The sequence below is a fragment of the Lysobacter gummosus genome, assembly GCF_001442805.1.
GTDB lineage: Bacteria > Pseudomonadota > Gammaproteobacteria > Xanthomonadales > Xanthomonadaceae > Lysobacter > Lysobacter gummosus.
Genome location: NZ_CP011131.1, coordinates 3,444,671 through 3,458,600, shown reverse-complemented (window position 1 = coordinate 3,458,600; position 13,930 = coordinate 3,444,671). Strand labels below are relative to the sequence as shown.

Annotated in this window: 15 protein-coding genes; 8 read left to right on the top strand and 7 right to left on the bottom strand. The window is 67.3% G+C overall.

What is annotated here, in order from left to right; genetic code table 11:
• The first annotated feature begins 102 nt into the window (after positions 1 to 102).
• Entirely contained in the window at positions 103 to 690 is a 588-nt protein-coding gene (gene thpR / locus LG3211_RS14135; protein ID WP_057943402.1) for an RNA 2',3'-cyclic phosphodiesterase, read from the top strand.
• On the opposite strand, the gene LG3211_RS14130 is transcribed toward thpR, so the two are convergent.
• Positions 654 to 896: a hypothetical protein gene (locus LG3211_RS14130; RefSeq protein ID WP_148648911.1), complete on the bottom strand. Its 243-nt coding sequence runs from the start codon at positions 894 to 896 to the stop codon at positions 654 to 656. The genes thpR and LG3211_RS14130 overlap by 37 nt on opposite strands.
• Here LG3211_RS14130 and LG3211_RS14125 point away from each other — a divergent pair.
• Entirely contained in the window at positions 895 to 1,575 is a 681-nt protein-coding gene (locus LG3211_RS14125) for a YdeI/OmpD-associated family protein (RefSeq protein WP_237049762.1), read from the top strand. The two genes, LG3211_RS14130 and LG3211_RS14125, sit on opposite strands and share 2 nt — an antisense overlap.
• Positions 1,576 to 1,813: 238 nt before the next feature.
• On the opposite strand, the gene LG3211_RS14120 is transcribed toward LG3211_RS14125, so the two are convergent.
• From LG3211_RS14120 to LG3211_RS14100, 5 genes are all read right to left on the bottom strand, one after another.
• Positions 1,814 to 3,193 carry an esterase-like activity of phytase family protein gene (locus LG3211_RS14120; protein WP_057943399.1) on the bottom strand — a complete coding sequence of 460 codons (1,380 nt, stop codon included), beginning with the start codon at positions 3,191 to 3,193 and terminating at the stop codon, positions 1,814 to 1,816.
• Between the two features lie 56 nt (positions 3,194 to 3,249).
• Positions 3,250 to 4,053 carry an endonuclease/exonuclease/phosphatase family protein gene (locus tag LG3211_RS26455; RefSeq protein WP_187313020.1) on the bottom strand — a complete coding sequence of 268 codons (804 nt, stop codon included), beginning with the start codon at positions 4,051 to 4,053 and terminating at the stop codon, positions 3,250 to 3,252.
• Between the two features lie 110 nt (positions 4,054 to 4,163).
• Complete coding sequence (locus LG3211_RS26450; RefSeq protein WP_057943397.1) at positions 4,164 to 4,583, bottom strand: hypothetical protein; 420 nt, start codon at positions 4,581 to 4,583, stop codon at positions 4,164 to 4,166.
• A gap of 163 nt (positions 4,584 to 4,746) precedes the next feature.
• The gene (locus LG3211_RS14105; protein ID WP_057943396.1) at positions 4,747 to 6,552 is read right to left on the bottom strand and encodes a M14 family metallopeptidase; all 1,806 of its coding nucleotides are present in this window, start codon (positions 6,550 to 6,552) and stop codon (positions 4,747 to 4,749) included.
• 34 nt (positions 6,553 to 6,586) lie between these two features.
• On the bottom strand, positions 6,587 to 7,087 hold the full coding sequence (locus LG3211_RS14100; RefSeq protein ID WP_057943395.1) for a hypothetical protein: 501 nt from the start codon (positions 7,085 to 7,087) through the stop codon (positions 6,587 to 6,589).
• A gap of 240 nt (positions 7,088 to 7,327) precedes the next feature.
• Between LG3211_RS14100 and LG3211_RS14095 the strand changes: the two genes are divergently transcribed.
• From LG3211_RS14095 to LG3211_RS14080, 4 genes are all read left to right on the top strand, one after another.
• Positions 7,328 to 7,954, top strand: a complete 627-nt coding sequence (locus LG3211_RS14095; RefSeq protein ID WP_057943394.1) for a glutathione S-transferase family protein — start codon at positions 7,328 to 7,330, stop codon at positions 7,952 to 7,954.
• 197 nt (positions 7,955 to 8,151) lie between these two features.
• Positions 8,152 to 8,937 (top strand): hypothetical protein, encoded by a 786-nt coding sequence (locus LG3211_RS14090; RefSeq protein ID WP_237049761.1) that lies wholly within the window; start codon positions 8,152 to 8,154, stop codon positions 8,935 to 8,937.
• 145 nt (positions 8,938 to 9,082) lie between these two features.
• Complete coding sequence (locus tag LG3211_RS14085) at positions 9,083 to 10,705, top strand: POT-type proton-dependent oligopeptide transporter (protein WP_057943392.1); 1,623 nt, start codon at positions 9,083 to 9,085, stop codon at positions 10,703 to 10,705.
• A 46-nt stretch (positions 10,706 to 10,751) separates the two neighbouring features.
• Complete coding sequence (locus LG3211_RS14080; RefSeq protein ID WP_057943391.1) at positions 10,752 to 11,369, top strand: rhomboid family intramembrane serine protease; 618 nt, start codon at positions 10,752 to 10,754, stop codon at positions 11,367 to 11,369.
• Between the two features lie 101 nt (positions 11,370 to 11,470).
• Here the strand turns inward: LG3211_RS14080 and LG3211_RS14075 are convergent, their stop codons facing one another.
• Entirely contained in the window at positions 11,471 to 11,662 is a 192-nt protein-coding gene (locus LG3211_RS14075) for a hypothetical protein (RefSeq protein WP_057943390.1), read from the bottom strand.
• A 318-nt stretch (positions 11,663 to 11,980) separates the two neighbouring features.
• Here LG3211_RS14075 and LG3211_RS26445 point away from each other — a divergent pair, with 318 nt between their 5' ends.
• Positions 11,981 to 13,543, top strand: a complete 1,563-nt coding sequence (locus tag LG3211_RS26445; protein WP_057943389.1) for a hypothetical protein — start codon at positions 11,981 to 11,983, stop codon at positions 13,541 to 13,543.
• A gap of 69 nt (positions 13,544 to 13,612) precedes the next feature.
• Positions 13,613 to 13,888: a GNAT family N-acetyltransferase gene (locus LG3211_RS14065; protein WP_057943388.1), complete on the top strand. Its 276-nt coding sequence runs from the start codon at positions 13,613 to 13,615 to the stop codon at positions 13,886 to 13,888.
• The last annotated feature ends 42 nt before the right edge of the window (positions 13,889 to 13,930 follow it).

Sequence of the window (13,930 nt, the reverse complement as noted above, 5' to 3'; positions counted from 1 at the left end):
CGCCACTGAAGCCCCGAAGTCTTTTGTGGGAGGCAGCTTCAGCCCCGATGCTTTCGGCTCAGATCGCCGCGCACCGGTACAGGCCCCGAGTAAACTGCCCACATGCAACAGAACTCCCTATTCGGCGCAGAGCCGCCACCCACAGCCGACATCCATCGCCTGTTCTTCGCCCTGCTGCCCGATGAAGCCACGCGCGAGCGCATGGCCGCCGTCGCCGCCGAAGTGCGCGCGCAGCACGACGCCGGCGGCCGCCTGATCGGCGCGCATCGCTACCACCTGACCCTGCAATTCCTCGGCGACGCCCACCAGTTCCAGGCCGGCCGCGCCGCCGCCGCGCAACAGGCCGCCGCCGACATCGTCGCGGCCGCATTCGATCTGCCGCTGGACCGCGCCGGCAGCTTCCGCAACCGCTCGATCCCGTGGTGGCTGGGATGCGAACGCACCCCCGAAGGCCTGCAGACCTTGTTCGACCGCCTCGGCGTGGCGCTGGCCAAGCGCGGGGTGCGGGTGGAGGGCGGGCACAGCCTGACCCCGCACGTGACCATCGTCCGCGACGCCGCCGCGCCCTTGCATCCGCCGATCGCGATCGGGCCCATCGCCTGGCGCGTGAGCGACTTCGCCCTGATCCACAGCCAACTGGGCTCGCGCAACGCCTACACGGTGCTGGGGCAATGGCCGCTGGCGGATTGAGCGGCGCACACTAGGCCATCCTCAGCGCGGGAGGCGGCCATGGCACAGCGAAAATCGGCATCGGCGCGGGCGGCAAAGGCGGGCGCCACGAAGGCGGCACCGGCGAAAGCCGCTTCGACCAAGACGGCTGCGAAGAAATCGGTAGCGAAGAAAACCGCGACGAAGACCGTGTCGCCTAAGCCGGCGGCCGCTGCGAACAAACCCATGAACGCGAAATCCGCGAGCGCCGCGCCGAAGAAAGCCCCTGCGGCCAAGGCGAAGATGAAAACCGCGCCGCCGACGTCGCACGATCCGCGCATCGGCACCTACATCGCCGCCTCCGCGGCCTTCGCCCAGCCGATTCTCGAACACGTGCGCGCGCTCGTGCACAAGGCCTGTCCGCAGGTGGAAGAGTCGATCAAGTGGGGAATGCCGAGCTTCGTCTATCGCGGCAAGATCCTGTGCGGCATGGCCGCGTTCAAGCAGCACGCCACCCTGGGCTTCTGGCAGGCGCCGAACATCGCCGATGCCGATCGATCCCGCAGCGGCGAAGCGATGGGCCAGTTCGGGCGGCTGACCGCCGTCGGCGATCTGCCCGGCGCGCGCGAACTGGGCCGGCAGGTGAAGCAGGCGATGGCCTTGATCGAAGCTGGAGTAACGCGTTCGCCGGGCAAGACCGCGCAGGCCAAGCCGCCGGTGGTGGTGCCGGACGATCTGGCCGCCGCGTTGAAGCGCAATACGAAGGCGAGGGCGACGTACGAGGGGTTTCCGCCGAGCCAGCAGCGCGAGTATGTGGAGTGGATCGAAGAGGCCAAGCGCGAACAGACGCGCCAGCCGCGTCTTGCCCAGGCGGTGGAGTGGATGGCGGAAGGGAAGAGCCGGAATTGGAAATATATGGCGAAGTAGTTCGCGCCGTTTTCCCCTTGAATAATTAGCCCGAGCCGCCCCTTCCTTTTGAAAAATAACCCGTGCTGTTCCCCCCTTTGAAAAAGGGGGGCAGGGGGGATTTGCTTTTGCCTATGGGGCACGAACAGCAACAGCAACAGCAAATCCCTCCTGGCCCCCCTTTTTCAAAGGGGGGAAGCGAAGCGGGGGCAGGGGGCGAGGCGTCCGGGTTGCCGCGCATCACCCCAAGCCGCACCTCTCAGCGCCGAAAATCCACCGCAAACCCAATCAACGTACCCGGAATCCGGCTCATGCCGGCCGGGCAATCGCCATCCAACGCCACCTGTGCACGCTCACCACTGGCGCGATTGATGCAGACTTCGAACTGCTCGCCAGCCCCGGTCTGAGTGACGCTGTAATCGTTGTCGCTGCCGATCAACACCAGATGCTTGCCGCCGCGCAGGCGCGGGCCGATCGCCAGGCCTTCGAGCTTCTCCGGGATGTCGCGCGCGCCGGCGTCGCGCAACGCGGCCAGGATGTCGAGCTCAGGCGCCTTGCCGACCGCGCGCACGTCGGCGGGCAGGTCGTCGCTGCCGGCCAGCGAACGTTCGGCGACGTTGCTCGCACCGCGCAGCGAAATGCGATAGACGCGCTTGTGCAAGGGCGCGGCGGTGACTTCCACGCCCAGGCCGCGGTTGTCGCGCTCCAACACCAGGAATTCGCTGTCGCTCAACGCATGGATCGCGCTCAGGCCGATGCTGCGGCCCTGGTTCGTGGCGCTGAAATCGTCCGCCGTCGACGGATCGATCGCGTTCAAATCCGCGATCGGCTCCAGCCGGTAGACGTACTGGGCGCGCGAACGGCCGCTGCGCAGATCGAACTCGACGATGCGCACGTTGCGGCTGCGGCGGCCGTCGTTGTTGGAGCCTTCCTGAGTCAGCGGGTCCTGCATGACCGCATACAGTTTGTCGCCGGAGGCGTTGAAGCTGAGGCCTTCGAAGCCGCGATTGTCCTGGCGGCCGTTGATCACCAGCTTGCGGTCGCCGACGTAATCCAAACCGCCCTGTGCGTTGCGCGGCAGCAGGTTGGCGGGCGTGGCGAAGGCGCGCAGGAAGCGGCCGTTCGGCGAGAACTCGTACACGCTCGGGCCGTATTCGTCGGCGATGAAGAAGTGGCCGTTGCGGCCGATCGCCAGACCTTCCGGATCGAAGCTCAGGCCCAGCTTGGATGCATCGCCATTGAGCAGCTGCGGATTGAGCCCGTTGAAGCTCTCGCCGCGCGCGGTGTGGAACAAGATGGTCTTATCGACCACCGGCTGGCCGATGCGGCCGCTGCGGCGGTCGTAGGGAATGCGCAGACGCTGCAGGCGCGTGGCGTAGTCGATCACGCCGCCGCCCGGGCCGCGGTCGGACAGGGCGTACCAGTAGCCGTCGCGGCGGTTGTAGCTCAGGTCGGAATAGAAACCGAAGCGGTTGAGGTTGGCCTGGTCGGGCGTGCCCGGAGGCAGGCGCACGGCGTCGCGGGTGGTGGCCGGGGTTTCGACGAGGTTGGTCAGCGACCAGCGTGCGGCGCTCGGCGGCGCGGCCATGGCGGGCATGGCGCAAGCCAGCAGCAGCGTGGTCAGGGCGGTGCGGATCATGCGGGGCTCCTGCGGGTCGGGGGAAACCGACCACGCTAGGAGCGGCACATGTCAGTTCAATGACGCCGGCGCGATTCCAGCGGACGGGTGGGGCGCAAGCGCACGAACAGACCGAAGTGATCCGACGCCCAGACGCCGTCGCGCGGCTGGTTCAGGACGATGCGCGCCTCGATCAGCTCGAAACGTTTCGGGTCGTAGAACACGTGATCGATGCGCTGCGCGGGCAGATAGGCCGGGTTGAGGGTGGTGCTGCGCGCCGGATCGGCAGCGCTGTCGGGATGGGCCTGGGCGTAGGCGTCGCGATAACGCGAAGCCAGGGCCTTGAGTTCGGGTGAATCGGCGTCGCTGTTGAAGTCGCCGGCGACGATGACGTTGCCGGTGTGCTGGCTGTCGTCGATGAAGTCCAGCAGGCTGGCGATCTGGCGGCGGCGGATCGCGCCGCCCTCGCGCTCGTTGTGCAGGTGGGTGGCGTAGAAATCCGCGCCGTTGTGCATGGCGTCGAAGGTCGCCTGCGCGTGCGCGGCGGTGCGGTAGTCGTTCAAGGGTTCCAGCTTGCGCATGTCCTGCGCCGAGCCCGGGATCTTGTACAAGATCGCGTTGCCGTAGCGGCGCTCGGCATCGTCCGCGTCCACCGAGACGAATCGCACCTTGTAACCGGTGGCTTGCGCGAGGTCTTCGGCCTGATTGCGCAGGCCCGGACGTTGCAGCACTTCCTGCAGCGCGATCAGATTCGGGTTCAGGCGCCGGATTTCGTCCACGATCATCGCGCGGCGCTTGGGCCAGTCGCCTTTGTCGTGCCACAGATTGAGGGTAAGCACGCAGACCGGGACGGCGGCGATGGCGTCCGGCGATCGAGGCATTTCTTCGCTCGAAGCGGCCGTCGCAAGCATCGCCGCGATCAGCGCCATGGCGGCCCGGATCGCGCTTCGCGGCCGCCGTTGGGCGGTGTCGGGTAGAAATTCGTTGCGGTTCATGGCGAAGCGACCTCGGCGCAGCCCTGGTACATCTTGTGGCCGTCCCACAACGCGGCGCTGGCGGCGTAGACGCGATCGCTCATGCCGTCGCTGCACTGCTCGCGCTTGTAGATCAGCCCGATCATGGTGCCGTCGTCGGTGACGCCCACGTAACCGTCCTTGTGTTCGTTCTCGATGACGATGGACAGTTCCATCTTGCGCAGGCCGTAGTCGAGCTGCAGCCGCATCTTCGGTTTCGGGCCGGCATCGACCTCGGCCAGCCAGCCCGGTTCGGTGCCGATCGCGCGCAGGGCCGGCGCGGGCTTGGCCGGCGCGGCGCGGGGTTTCGCGGTGTCGGGCGGCGGCGCGGGTTTTCCGGAGCAGGCCGCCAGCAGCGCGACGGTCAGGGCCGGTAGCAGCGCGGTTCGCGAACGCATGCGGGATCTCGGCGGGGGATTGATGCTGGCAGGATAGCGCGTGGGTCGATCCGCGCGGGTCACGCCGGGTCGGGGCGTAAGCGTTCCGCTCATGGGCGCGGACAAAAAAGCGCGGAGCCTGAGCTCCGCGCCTTCGCATCGGTTCAGCGGTTATGGCGGTTGATCAGCGCGGCACCGACTGCGTGCGCAGCACCGGGTACTGGTTGTAGCGCGTATCCCAGGCCGAGTGGCGGCGATAGAAGAAATCCAGGCGCGCCTGCGGGCTCTTGGCGAAGGCCGCATCGCTTTGCAGCTTGGCTTCGAATTCGGCCTTGACCTTGGGGTCCTTGAGCATTTCGCGCGCAACGTCCTCGGCGACGTAATCCTCCATGTACTCCTTGCGCTCGAAGGCGTTGTTGAACTCGCCCCAGGCCGCCAGCGAATCGGGCGCCAGCGGTTCCAGGATCGCGATCGCCAGCCGCGCCTTGGGCTGGGCGATCGGCACGAACAGCGCGCCGGCGACCAGATCCTGCGTCTCGGCCTTCCAGTCGCCGCTCAGCGTGGTGCGCTGACGGCCTTCGACCGATTGCGCGGCGAACTCGGCCTTGTCGGCGCGGAAGGTTTCCACCTCGGCCTGCTTGAGCGCGCTGTCGAGGCGGCGATAGCTCACGCCGTGTTGATCGAGCTTGGCCGCGACCCACGCCGCCTGCGCGGCCGGCACCAGATAGCCGCCGCGCGGCGCGAGCACCTGGCGGCCGGGCTGGATGTCGTACTTCAGCGGGATGTTCCAGATTTCCGGCTTGGTCTCGTCGTAGCGGGTCATCAGCGCGCCGGACACGTCCGACGGCGTGCGCGTGTAGGCATAGCCGCGGAAAGCGACGGTGCGGGTCTTGTCGCTGGCCTTGTAGTCCAGCGCGACCTTCTGTCCGCCCAGCGCCTTGGCGCGCTGATCGGCTTGCAGGGCGGTCTGGCGCAGTTCGGCGCCGTTGCCGGACATCCAGCCGATCAGGCTGACGATGATGTTGTGGGTGATCTTCACCCGCGTCGGATAGTCTTTCCACGAGTGGGTTTCCACCAGCATGGCCAGACGGTTGCGCAGGTAGAAATAGCCGTGCGAAAAACGCGGCGGCGGCACGCCGTCCTCGAAACCCGAAGCGGGATTGTCGGATTCTACGAAGGACGGGTAGTACGGCAGCGGCAGCGAGCCTCGCTGGCTCAGGTACTTGATCGTATCGTCGCGCAGCGAGGTACCCCATTCGCGCAAGGCCTCGTCGCCGGCGTGCGCCGGTTCGACCTGGATCGACACGTCGTGCTCGAACTTGGCGCCGTCGGTGACGTGCAGGTCGATGTAGGCCAGCGGATCCCAGCGCTCGACCAGCTTGAGCATGGCCTGCATTTCGGGCGCGTCGGCCTTGAGGTAATCGCGATTGAGGTTGTAGTTCTGCGCCGTGGTGCGCCAGCCCATTTCCTCCGGGCCGCGCTGATTGGGACGGTTCCAGCGGCCGAAGCGCTCGTGGCCGTCGATGTTGAACACCGGTACGAACAGCAGCACTTGATGGTCCAGCGCGCCGGGCGCGGCTTCGCCGTCGAGCACTTGGCGCAGGGCCAGGAAGCCGGCGTCCTTGCCGTCGATTTCGCCCGAATGGATGCCCCCCTGGACCAGCAGCACCGGCAATTTCCTGGCCTGCGCCTGTTGCGGCGTGAACGCGCCGGCGCGGCTCACGACCAACACCTTCATCGGCCGGCCTTCGGGCGTGGTGCCGAAGTCTTCGCAACGCACCGCGTCGGGATAGCGCTGGGCGAACTGCGCGCACAGTTCGATCACTTCCTGATAGCGCCCGGTTTTGACGAAGCCGCTGCGCTCGGACACGGTGGTCAGCGGCTCGGGCGCGGCCGCCGCGGCGGGCCCTGCGAGCGCGGCGGCGAGGGCGAGCGCCAGCAGCGCGGCGGAGCGGGGCGGGCGGACGCGGTGCGAAAGGTCTTGGGTCATTGCGGCATGTCCAACGGGTTAAAAGTAAGGGGAGTCATTCGACGAAGTCGCACAACTGGCCGGCGCAATAGCCGGTGTTGGAGTCGTAAACAGGCGTCAGCGGGTTGTTCCCGCTCGGCGCCGGCACATCGCGGGGAACATAGAAATAAGCCATGTCCTTACCGTTGCCGATCAGGCCGGGCGGGAGCCGGTACGCCTTGAGCACGACGTAGGTATCGCGCAGCGATGGCGGGGCTTTGGGCTCTTTGCGCGCGGCCAGCCAGGCATCGGCGTCGCGTTGTTCGGCACGGCGCAGAAAGCCTTCGCGCACGCCCAGTTCGAGCGCGGCCAAGCCCTTGGGACCGATGTGATCGGGATCGAACGGCACCTCGACGACGGCCGACTGCCCGGGACGGAGCCGTTGCCGCTGTGGCGCCCGTTCCGGTTGGGCCGGCGGACGCGATGCGTAATTCACGGCCTTGTCCACCCGGTCGCAACCGCCCAGCGCGATCGCGCAGCACAGGGCGCAGAGCATCGGGGTGAAGCGCGTGAGCATGCGGCGATTCCTGATCGTGCGTCGGCCCGGAACAGGGCGGCGCGGCGGCGGGATGCGGATCGGCGCCTGGTGGCGTCGCGAGCGGCCTAATTTACGGGATCGTGTGCGGCCGCGCTTGTGGAATCTTTAGCTAACTGACACGAGGTGACAGGAGTCATCGCGATCGCCCGCGTGCGCGGGCTGCGGCCATGCCCGCGCGTGGTCTAGACTTCGCATCCGTCTTGTCTGGATACCTTCGCCATGTACGCCTTGTATTACTCGCCGGGCACCGCCAGCCTGCTGGTCCACTGGCTGCTGATCGAGATGGACATCGAACACGAACTGCGTCTTGTCGACATGGACGCGCGCGCGCACAAAAGCGCCGAGTATCTGGCGATGAATCCCAACGGCGTGGTGCCCACGCTGATCGTCGACGGCCAGCCGCGCTACGAAGCCGCGGCGCTGGCGATGTATCTGGCCGATCGTCATCCCGACGCCGGATTGGCGCCGGCGCTCGACGATCCGCAGCGCGCGCTGTACGACCAGTGGATGTTCAATCTGGCCAGCACGCTGCAGTCGCCGCTGCGCCTGTGGTGGTATCCGTGGGACCTGCAGGCCGACGACGACGCGGTGCGGGCCGGCGCGCAGGCGCGGATCGAGGACGCCTGCGCGCGGCTGGACGCGCAACTGGGCGCGCACGGGCCGTATCTGCTCGGCGAGCGCCTGAGCGCGGCCGATTTCTACCTGACCATGCTGATGCGCTGGACTCGCAAGATGCCCAAGCCCGCGCACGAGTGGCCGCATCTGGGCGAGTTCGCGCGGCGCATGAAGGCGCGGCCGGGCTTCGCCACGCTGTATCAGCGCGAAGGCTTGAGCGAGTGGGCTTAGGAGCCGGTGCAAAAATTCCGGAAGCCTAGGCTCGTCATTCCCGCGAAGGCGGGCTCCGCTTTACTTCGGCGGAGCCGAGCATCCAGCGACTTCAAGCGTTCTCGCACGAAAGGCCCTGGATTCCCGCGTTCGCGGGAATGACGAGCAAAAGCGAAACGGCAAATCAGGGAGCACCGATCAACATGGATGCCGATCAAATGCGGACGAACCCGTCTCGAAGCTTCTTCCGCGCAGCAGCGTCGCGGCGCGACCCGCGTGCGGCACGCATCGTCGCCGCAGTCGCCCTGGGCCTGACCTTGTCGCTCCCGGCATTCGCCGCGAGCGCGAAATCGGCGCCCGCGAAGTCGGAAACCCATGCCGCGAACGCGTCGGCCGGCACGCAGGTCGGCGGCATCGCGCCGGAGGAATGGACGGTGCGCTGGTGGCGCTGGGCGCATAGTTTTCCGGACGGCCTGATGCCGTACCAGGACACCGACGGCAGCCGTTGCGCGATGGGCCAGGACGAAGACGGCCCGGTCTGGTTTCTGGCCGGGACCGATGGCCGTTTCGACGCCAAGCGACGCTGCCAGGTGCCGCTGGGCAAGCACCTGCTGATTCCGCTCATCAACCTGTACACCCACACCCCGCGCGACGGTAAATACGCGACCACCTGCGCCGCGCTCAAGGCCCAGGTGGCGGTCAGCAACCGGGCCTTGGCGAGCGCGGTCATCCTGATCGACGGCAAGCCCTTGCCGCCGCCGGTGCGGCTGATCTCGCGCTGCTTCGACCCCTTCGCCGCGCAGCGCGACTCCGGCCCGGAGCACGACGCCAAGTCCCGCCACCACGCCGCGGCCGACGGTTACTGGGCGCTGTTGCCGCCGCTGCCGCCGGGCAAGCACCGGCTGGTGGTCGGCGCCAATTACGGCACCGACAAGGATCAGGACTATGGCCGCATGATCCAGAACTTCGAATACGAGCTGCAGATCGGCGATCCGGCGATCTGAACGGCGCCCGCCGGCGCGCCGCCGGGCGCGGCCAAGCCGGGTGCGGGGCCGATCGGTTAGGCTGTGGGGCTGGACCGTCCCGGCGCCGTTGCGCCCGGGGCATTCGCACGGAACGCGCGACCCGACCCGCACAGGACCGCCGTAGATGAGCCAAGCCGCCACCGTCCCCGCCGATTCGCAGGGCAAGATGCCCCGCCAGATCGCTTTCATCATCGGCAACGAGGCGGCCGAGCGCTTCAGCTTCTATGGCATGCGCAGCATCCTGATCTCGTTCCTGGTCGGAACGCTGCTGCTGGCCTCGACCGAGGGCCTGGCCGAGCGCGAGCACATGGCCAAGGAAGTGTTCCACAGCTTCATGATCGGCACGTATTTCTTTCCGCTGCTGGGCGGCTGGCTGGCCGACCGCTATTTCGGCAAATACAACACCGTCATCTGGTTCTCGCTGGTGTACTGCGTGGGCCATGCCTGCCTGGCCTTGTTCGAGCACAACCAGACCGGTTTCTACACCGGCCTGTTCCTGATCGCCCTGGGCGCCGGCGGCATCAAGCCGCTGGTGGTGTCGTTCTGCGGCGACCAGTTCGACCAGAGCAACAAGCACAAGGCCAAGCTGGTGTTCGATGCGTTCTATTGGACGATCAACTTCGGTTCGCTGTTCGCCTCCTTGCTGATGCCGATCTTCCTGCGCGACTACGGCCCGGCGGTGGCGTTCGGCATTCCCGGCGCGCTGATGTTCCTGGCCACCTTGATCTTCTGGCTGGGCCGCAATTACTACGTGATGGTGCCGCCGAGCCGGCAGGCGCCGGACCCGGATTCGTTCTTCAACGTTGCCCGCACCGCGCTGACCGCCAAGGTCGCCGGGCAGGGCAATCCCGGCGTGGCGGTGGCCGCGGTCGGCGTGGCGCTCGCGGCCGGCGCGCTGGCGCTGATTCCGAGCCTGGGCTTCGTCAAGAGCGCGTGCATGGCGCTGGGCTTGCTGATCGGCTTCGGCGGTTACGGCGTGTCGCTGCAGCTCGAACGCGCGCGCGGCAAGCATCCGGCCGCGGCGGTGGACGGCGCACGCGCGGTACTGCGGATTCTGATCGTGTTCGCCTTCGTGACCCCGTTCTGGTCGCTGTTCGACCAGAAGGCCTCGACCTGGGTGCTGCAGGGCCAGCGCATGGTGGTGCCGACCGACCTGTGGTGGTGGCCGAGCTGGCTGATCTCCGGCGAGGGCGGGGCCAAGGCCGCGGCCTCGCAGATGCAGGCGATCAATCCGCTGCTGGTGATGCTGCTGATCCCGTTCAACAACCTGGTCCTGTACCCGGCCTTGCGTCGCGTGGGCTTCAACCCCACGCCGCTGCGGCGGATGGGGTTCGGTATCGCGGTGACGGGTCTGTCGTGGATCGTCGCGGCGGTGATCCAGTTGTATATGGATGCCGGGCACCCCATGTCGCTGGCATGGCAGATCATTCCGTACATCCTGCTGACCTTCGGCGAGATTCTGGTCTCGGCGACGGCGCTGGAGTTCGCCTACAGCCAGGCGCCGCCGTCGATGAAGGGCGTGATCATGGCGTTCTGGTACCTGACCAGCACCTTCGGCAACCTGTGGGTGATGCTGACCAACGCGGCGGTGCGCAACGACGCGGTGATCTCGCAAATCGCCTCCACCGGCCTGAGCGAGAACGCGTTCCTGATGTTCTTCTTCGCCGCGTTCGCCTTTGTCGCCGCGGCCGCGTTCGGGCTCTACGCCCGCACCTATCCGATGCAAGACCACTACCGCACGGCCTGAGCGGCCGCGCCGGAATTTCCGCGAACCTTACGAGCCAGACCCGACCATGATCACCTTTATCCTGATCGCCGTGACCGTGCTGGTGTCGTGGCAGGCGTTCGAGAAACGTCGCATCTTCGAACGCCTGGTGCTGTGGCCGCCGGGCGTGGAGCGCTTCCACCAGTACGACCGCCTGCTGACCCACGGCTTCGTGCACGCCGACTGGATGCACCTGCTGTTCAACATGATCACGCTGTACTTCTTCGGCCGCGCGGTCGAGAGCGTGTTCGCGCAGTTGGTGGGGCAGGCGATGTTCGTGCTGTTCTACCTGTCGGCGATCGTGGTGGCGATCCTGCCGAGCTACCTGCGCCATCGCAAGGACGGCAGCTACGTCAGCCTGGGCGCCTCCGGCGCGGTGTCGGCGGTGTTGTTCGCCTTCGTGCTGGTCGATCCGTGGAGCTGGATCATCGTGTTCGTGATCCCGGTGCCGGCGGTGATCTACGCCATCGCCTACATCGGCTATTCCTACTGGATGGACAAGCGCGGCCGCGACAGCATCAACCACAACGCGCATCTGTCCGGCGCGATCTACGGCCTGCTGTTCGTGCTGTTGATGGAGCCGGCGCTGGGCCTGCGCTTCCTGCAGAAGCTGGCCAGTCCGAGCCTGCCGTCGTTCTTCGGCTGAGTTCCGGCGCGGCCCGTGCAAGGGCCTGCGGCTACAAGACGACGGCGGCCCAGGCCGCCGTCGTTCGTTGACGCGATTCGATCGGCCCGGCGCGGCGGACTTCAGGCCGCCATCGAGCGGTCGAAGGCGCGGTCGCTCTCGCCGTAGGCGGCGGCCAGGCCGGCCTGGATCTCGGCATCGAGTTCGCGCAGTTCGGCGTCGTCGGCTTCCCCGCCGCGGGCCAGTTCGTAGAGGCGGGCGATGACGGCGCTGGTGTGGGCGTCGTCGCTGTACTGGTCGATATGCCTGGTCATCTGCAACCCCCTGCTCAGTTCTTATGTGGACTTACGCACAGTTCCACGCATGTTCCGTGCCAGGGTTTTCCCTAGCTTGACGGGCTGAAAAGTGACGTGAGAGGTCAACACAGGCCAGTCATGATCAGTCGCGTGACGCGATGCGGCGACTCTCACTTCCGCTCACCGGCGACACGATCCGGCGATGCTCACTCTCGCTCACCCGCCATGAAGGTTGCGCGTGCTAACACGGTGATCGCGTTTACGCACAGGCTGATGTGGGTACAGGGGCAGCCGCTATCATTCGCGCATTCGAAACACTTCGACGAGGAGTTAAGTATGGCGATCAAGAAAGTCGGCAAGTCCGCGGGTAAATCCGCGAAGCCCGCGGCCAAGCGCGCGGCGAAGAAAACCGCCGCGGCCAAGTCCGTCGGCAAGTCCGCGGCGAAGAAGGTCGCGAGCAAGCCGGCCACGCGCGCGGCAGGCAAGAAAACCGCTGTAAAAAAGGCCGTAACCAAGAAAACGACAGGCGCCCGGAAGGCCGTGGCGAGCAAGCCGGCGGCCAGGAAGGCGGCTGCGAAGAAGGTCGCGAGCAAGAAGCCGGTTGCAAAGAAGGCCGCCGGCAAGAAAGTCGCAGGCAAGAAGGCGGTGGTGAAGAAGGTCGCGGCGAAGAAAGCGAGCAAGCCGGTCGCGAAGAAGAGCGCGGCGAAGAAGAGCGCGAGCAAGCAGGCCGTCGTCAAGAAGACCGCGAGCGGCAAAGTCGCGGCGAAGAAGGTCGCGTCGCGCAAGCCCGCCGCCAAGCGCGTCGCGCCCAAGCCGGCCGCTCGCAAACCGGTGCTGAAGCAGGCGGCCAAGCCGGTCGTGAACAAGCGCGCTGCGGTCAAGCCGGTCGCGGCCAAGCCGGCACCGGGCAAGTCCGTAGCCACCAAGAGCGCGGCCAAGCCGGTCGTCGCGAAGAAATCCGTTGCGCCGCAACCCAAGGCGCAGGCGTCCAAGCCGGCCGCCAAGCCGGCAGTCGTGAAGCAGGCTGCCGCGCCGGCAGCGAAGAAGACGGTGAGCAAGCCCGTCGCGCAACCGGCGGCGCCCAAGCCGGCCGCGTCGGCCGCACCGAAAGCCGCGCCGAAGCCCGCCAAGCCGGCCCCGGCCGCGCAGCCGGCGGCCTCGGAACCGGCCAAGGCCAAGCCCGTGTCCAAGCGCGCTCAGCCGACGCCGTCGGCCACTGCCGCGGTCGCGGCGACGCCGGCTCCGGCCGATCTGTTCCAGGACCAGGCCGCAGCCGCGCCCAGCAAGCCCAAGGCTCAACGCAAGCCCAAGCCCAAGGCGGAAACGCCGTCGGCGGTGCCGGCCGGTTCGCTGGCGGCTGCGGCGGTAGCGTCGGAATCGGCCGCACCCTCGTTGTTGCCGGAGTCGCATGAGTCCAGGCCGCAAGCCGCGGCCGGCAGTGTCGCCGCTCAAGGCGCGGCGCAGACCGCGATCGAGGCCGAAGCGGACGCCTCCGAAGCTCGCAAGGCCGACGTTGCGCCGCAGCGCGAAGATGAAGCGGCGAACGATGCCGAAGACGAAGCCGCGGCGAGCGCATCGGCCGACGACAGCGACGACGAGGGTTCCGACGACGAAGGCAGCGGCGGCGAGCACGCCGGCGGCGGTTCCCACATCACCCCGGAACAGGCGCTGGAAAACACCCGTCGCCTGCTCGAAGCCAAGCAGGAGCAGGCACGCGGGGCGCAGCCGTGGCAGCAGCTCGACTCGCACCACGGCCACGTGCCGCAGCCCGGCCCGCAGTCGGAGAGCGCCGCGCAGAAGGCCGGAGAACTGCACGCGGCCGAGAGCCGGATGGAGGCGATCCAGGGTTCCAACAGCACCCAGGACCGGCACAACCAGGGCAAGCGCGACAATCGCTGAGCGCGCAGGCCGGAATCGCTGCTACGCAGCGATTCCGGCACCGCTTCCTCTATCGCACAGGACCGTTCAATGGCCGTTTCCGTACAACACGAACCGCAGTCGCAGCGCTTCACCGTCGAGGTCGATGGCGTGCAGGCGTTGCTGGAATATCAGATGCGCGGCGATCAGCTCGTCATCACCCACACCGGCGTGCCCGAGGCGATCGGCGGCCGCGGCATCGCCAGCGATCTGGTCAAGGCCGCGTTCGAATACGCGCGCGGCGCGGGCTATAAGGTCCGTCCGGCCTGCTCGTACGCGGCGGCTTGGGCCGAGCGGCATGCGGAGTATTCGCAACTGCTGGCTTGAGCGCAGGCATGGACATAGGCCCCTTTTAAAAGGGGGGGCGCC

Excerpts from the sequence above, each read along its gene's own strand:
- LG3211_RS26445 (WP_057943389.1), top strand. The coding sequence starts at position 11,981 with ATGGCGATCAAGAAAGTCGGCAAGTCCGCGGGTAAATCCGCGAAGCCC.
- LG3211_RS14085 (WP_057943392.1), top strand. The coding sequence starts at position 9,083 with ATGAGCCAAGCCGCCACCGTCCCCGCCGATTCGCAGGGCAAGATGCCC.
- LG3211_RS26455 (WP_187313020.1), bottom strand. The coding sequence starts at position 4,053 with ATGCCTCGATCGCCGGACGCCATCGCCGCCGTCCCGGTCTGCGTGCTT.
- LG3211_RS14080 (WP_057943391.1), top strand. The coding sequence starts at position 10,752 with ATGATCACCTTTATCCTGATCGCCGTGACCGTGCTGGTGTCGTGGCAG.
- LG3211_RS14075 (WP_057943390.1), bottom strand. The coding sequence starts at position 11,662 with ATGACCAGGCATATCGACCAGTACAGCGACGACGCCCACACCAGCGCC.
- LG3211_RS14065 (WP_057943388.1), top strand. The coding sequence starts at position 13,613 with ATGGCCGTTTCCGTACAACACGAACCGCAGTCGCAGCGCTTCACCGTC.
- LG3211_RS14100 (WP_057943395.1), bottom strand. The coding sequence starts at position 7,087 with ATGCTCACGCGCTTCACCCCGATGCTCTGCGCCCTGTGCTGCGCGATC.
- LG3211_RS26450 (WP_057943397.1), bottom strand. The coding sequence starts at position 4,583 with ATGCGTTCGCGAACCGCGCTGCTACCGGCCCTGACCGTCGCGCTGCTG.
- LG3211_RS14125 (WP_237049762.1), top strand. The coding sequence starts at position 895 with ATGAACGCGAAATCCGCGAGCGCCGCGCCGAAGAAAGCCCCTGCGGCC.
- LG3211_RS14090 (WP_237049761.1), top strand. The coding sequence starts at position 8,152 with ATGCGGACGAACCCGTCTCGAAGCTTCTTCCGCGCAGCAGCGTCGCGG.
- thpR (WP_057943402.1), top strand. The coding sequence starts at position 103 with ATGCAACAGAACTCCCTATTCGGCGCAGAGCCGCCACCCACAGCCGAC.
- LG3211_RS14120 (WP_057943399.1), bottom strand. The coding sequence starts at position 3,193 with ATGATCCGCACCGCCCTGACCACGCTGCTGCTGGCTTGCGCCATGCCC.
- LG3211_RS14095 (WP_057943394.1), top strand. The coding sequence starts at position 7,328 with ATGTACGCCTTGTATTACTCGCCGGGCACCGCCAGCCTGCTGGTCCAC.
- LG3211_RS14130 (WP_148648911.1), bottom strand. The coding sequence starts at position 896 with ATGGGTTTGTTCGCAGCGGCCGCCGGCTTAGGCGACACGGTCTTCGTC.
- LG3211_RS14105 (WP_057943396.1), bottom strand. The coding sequence starts at position 6,552 with ATGACCCAAGACCTTTCGCACCGCGTCCGCCCGCCCCGCTCCGCCGCG.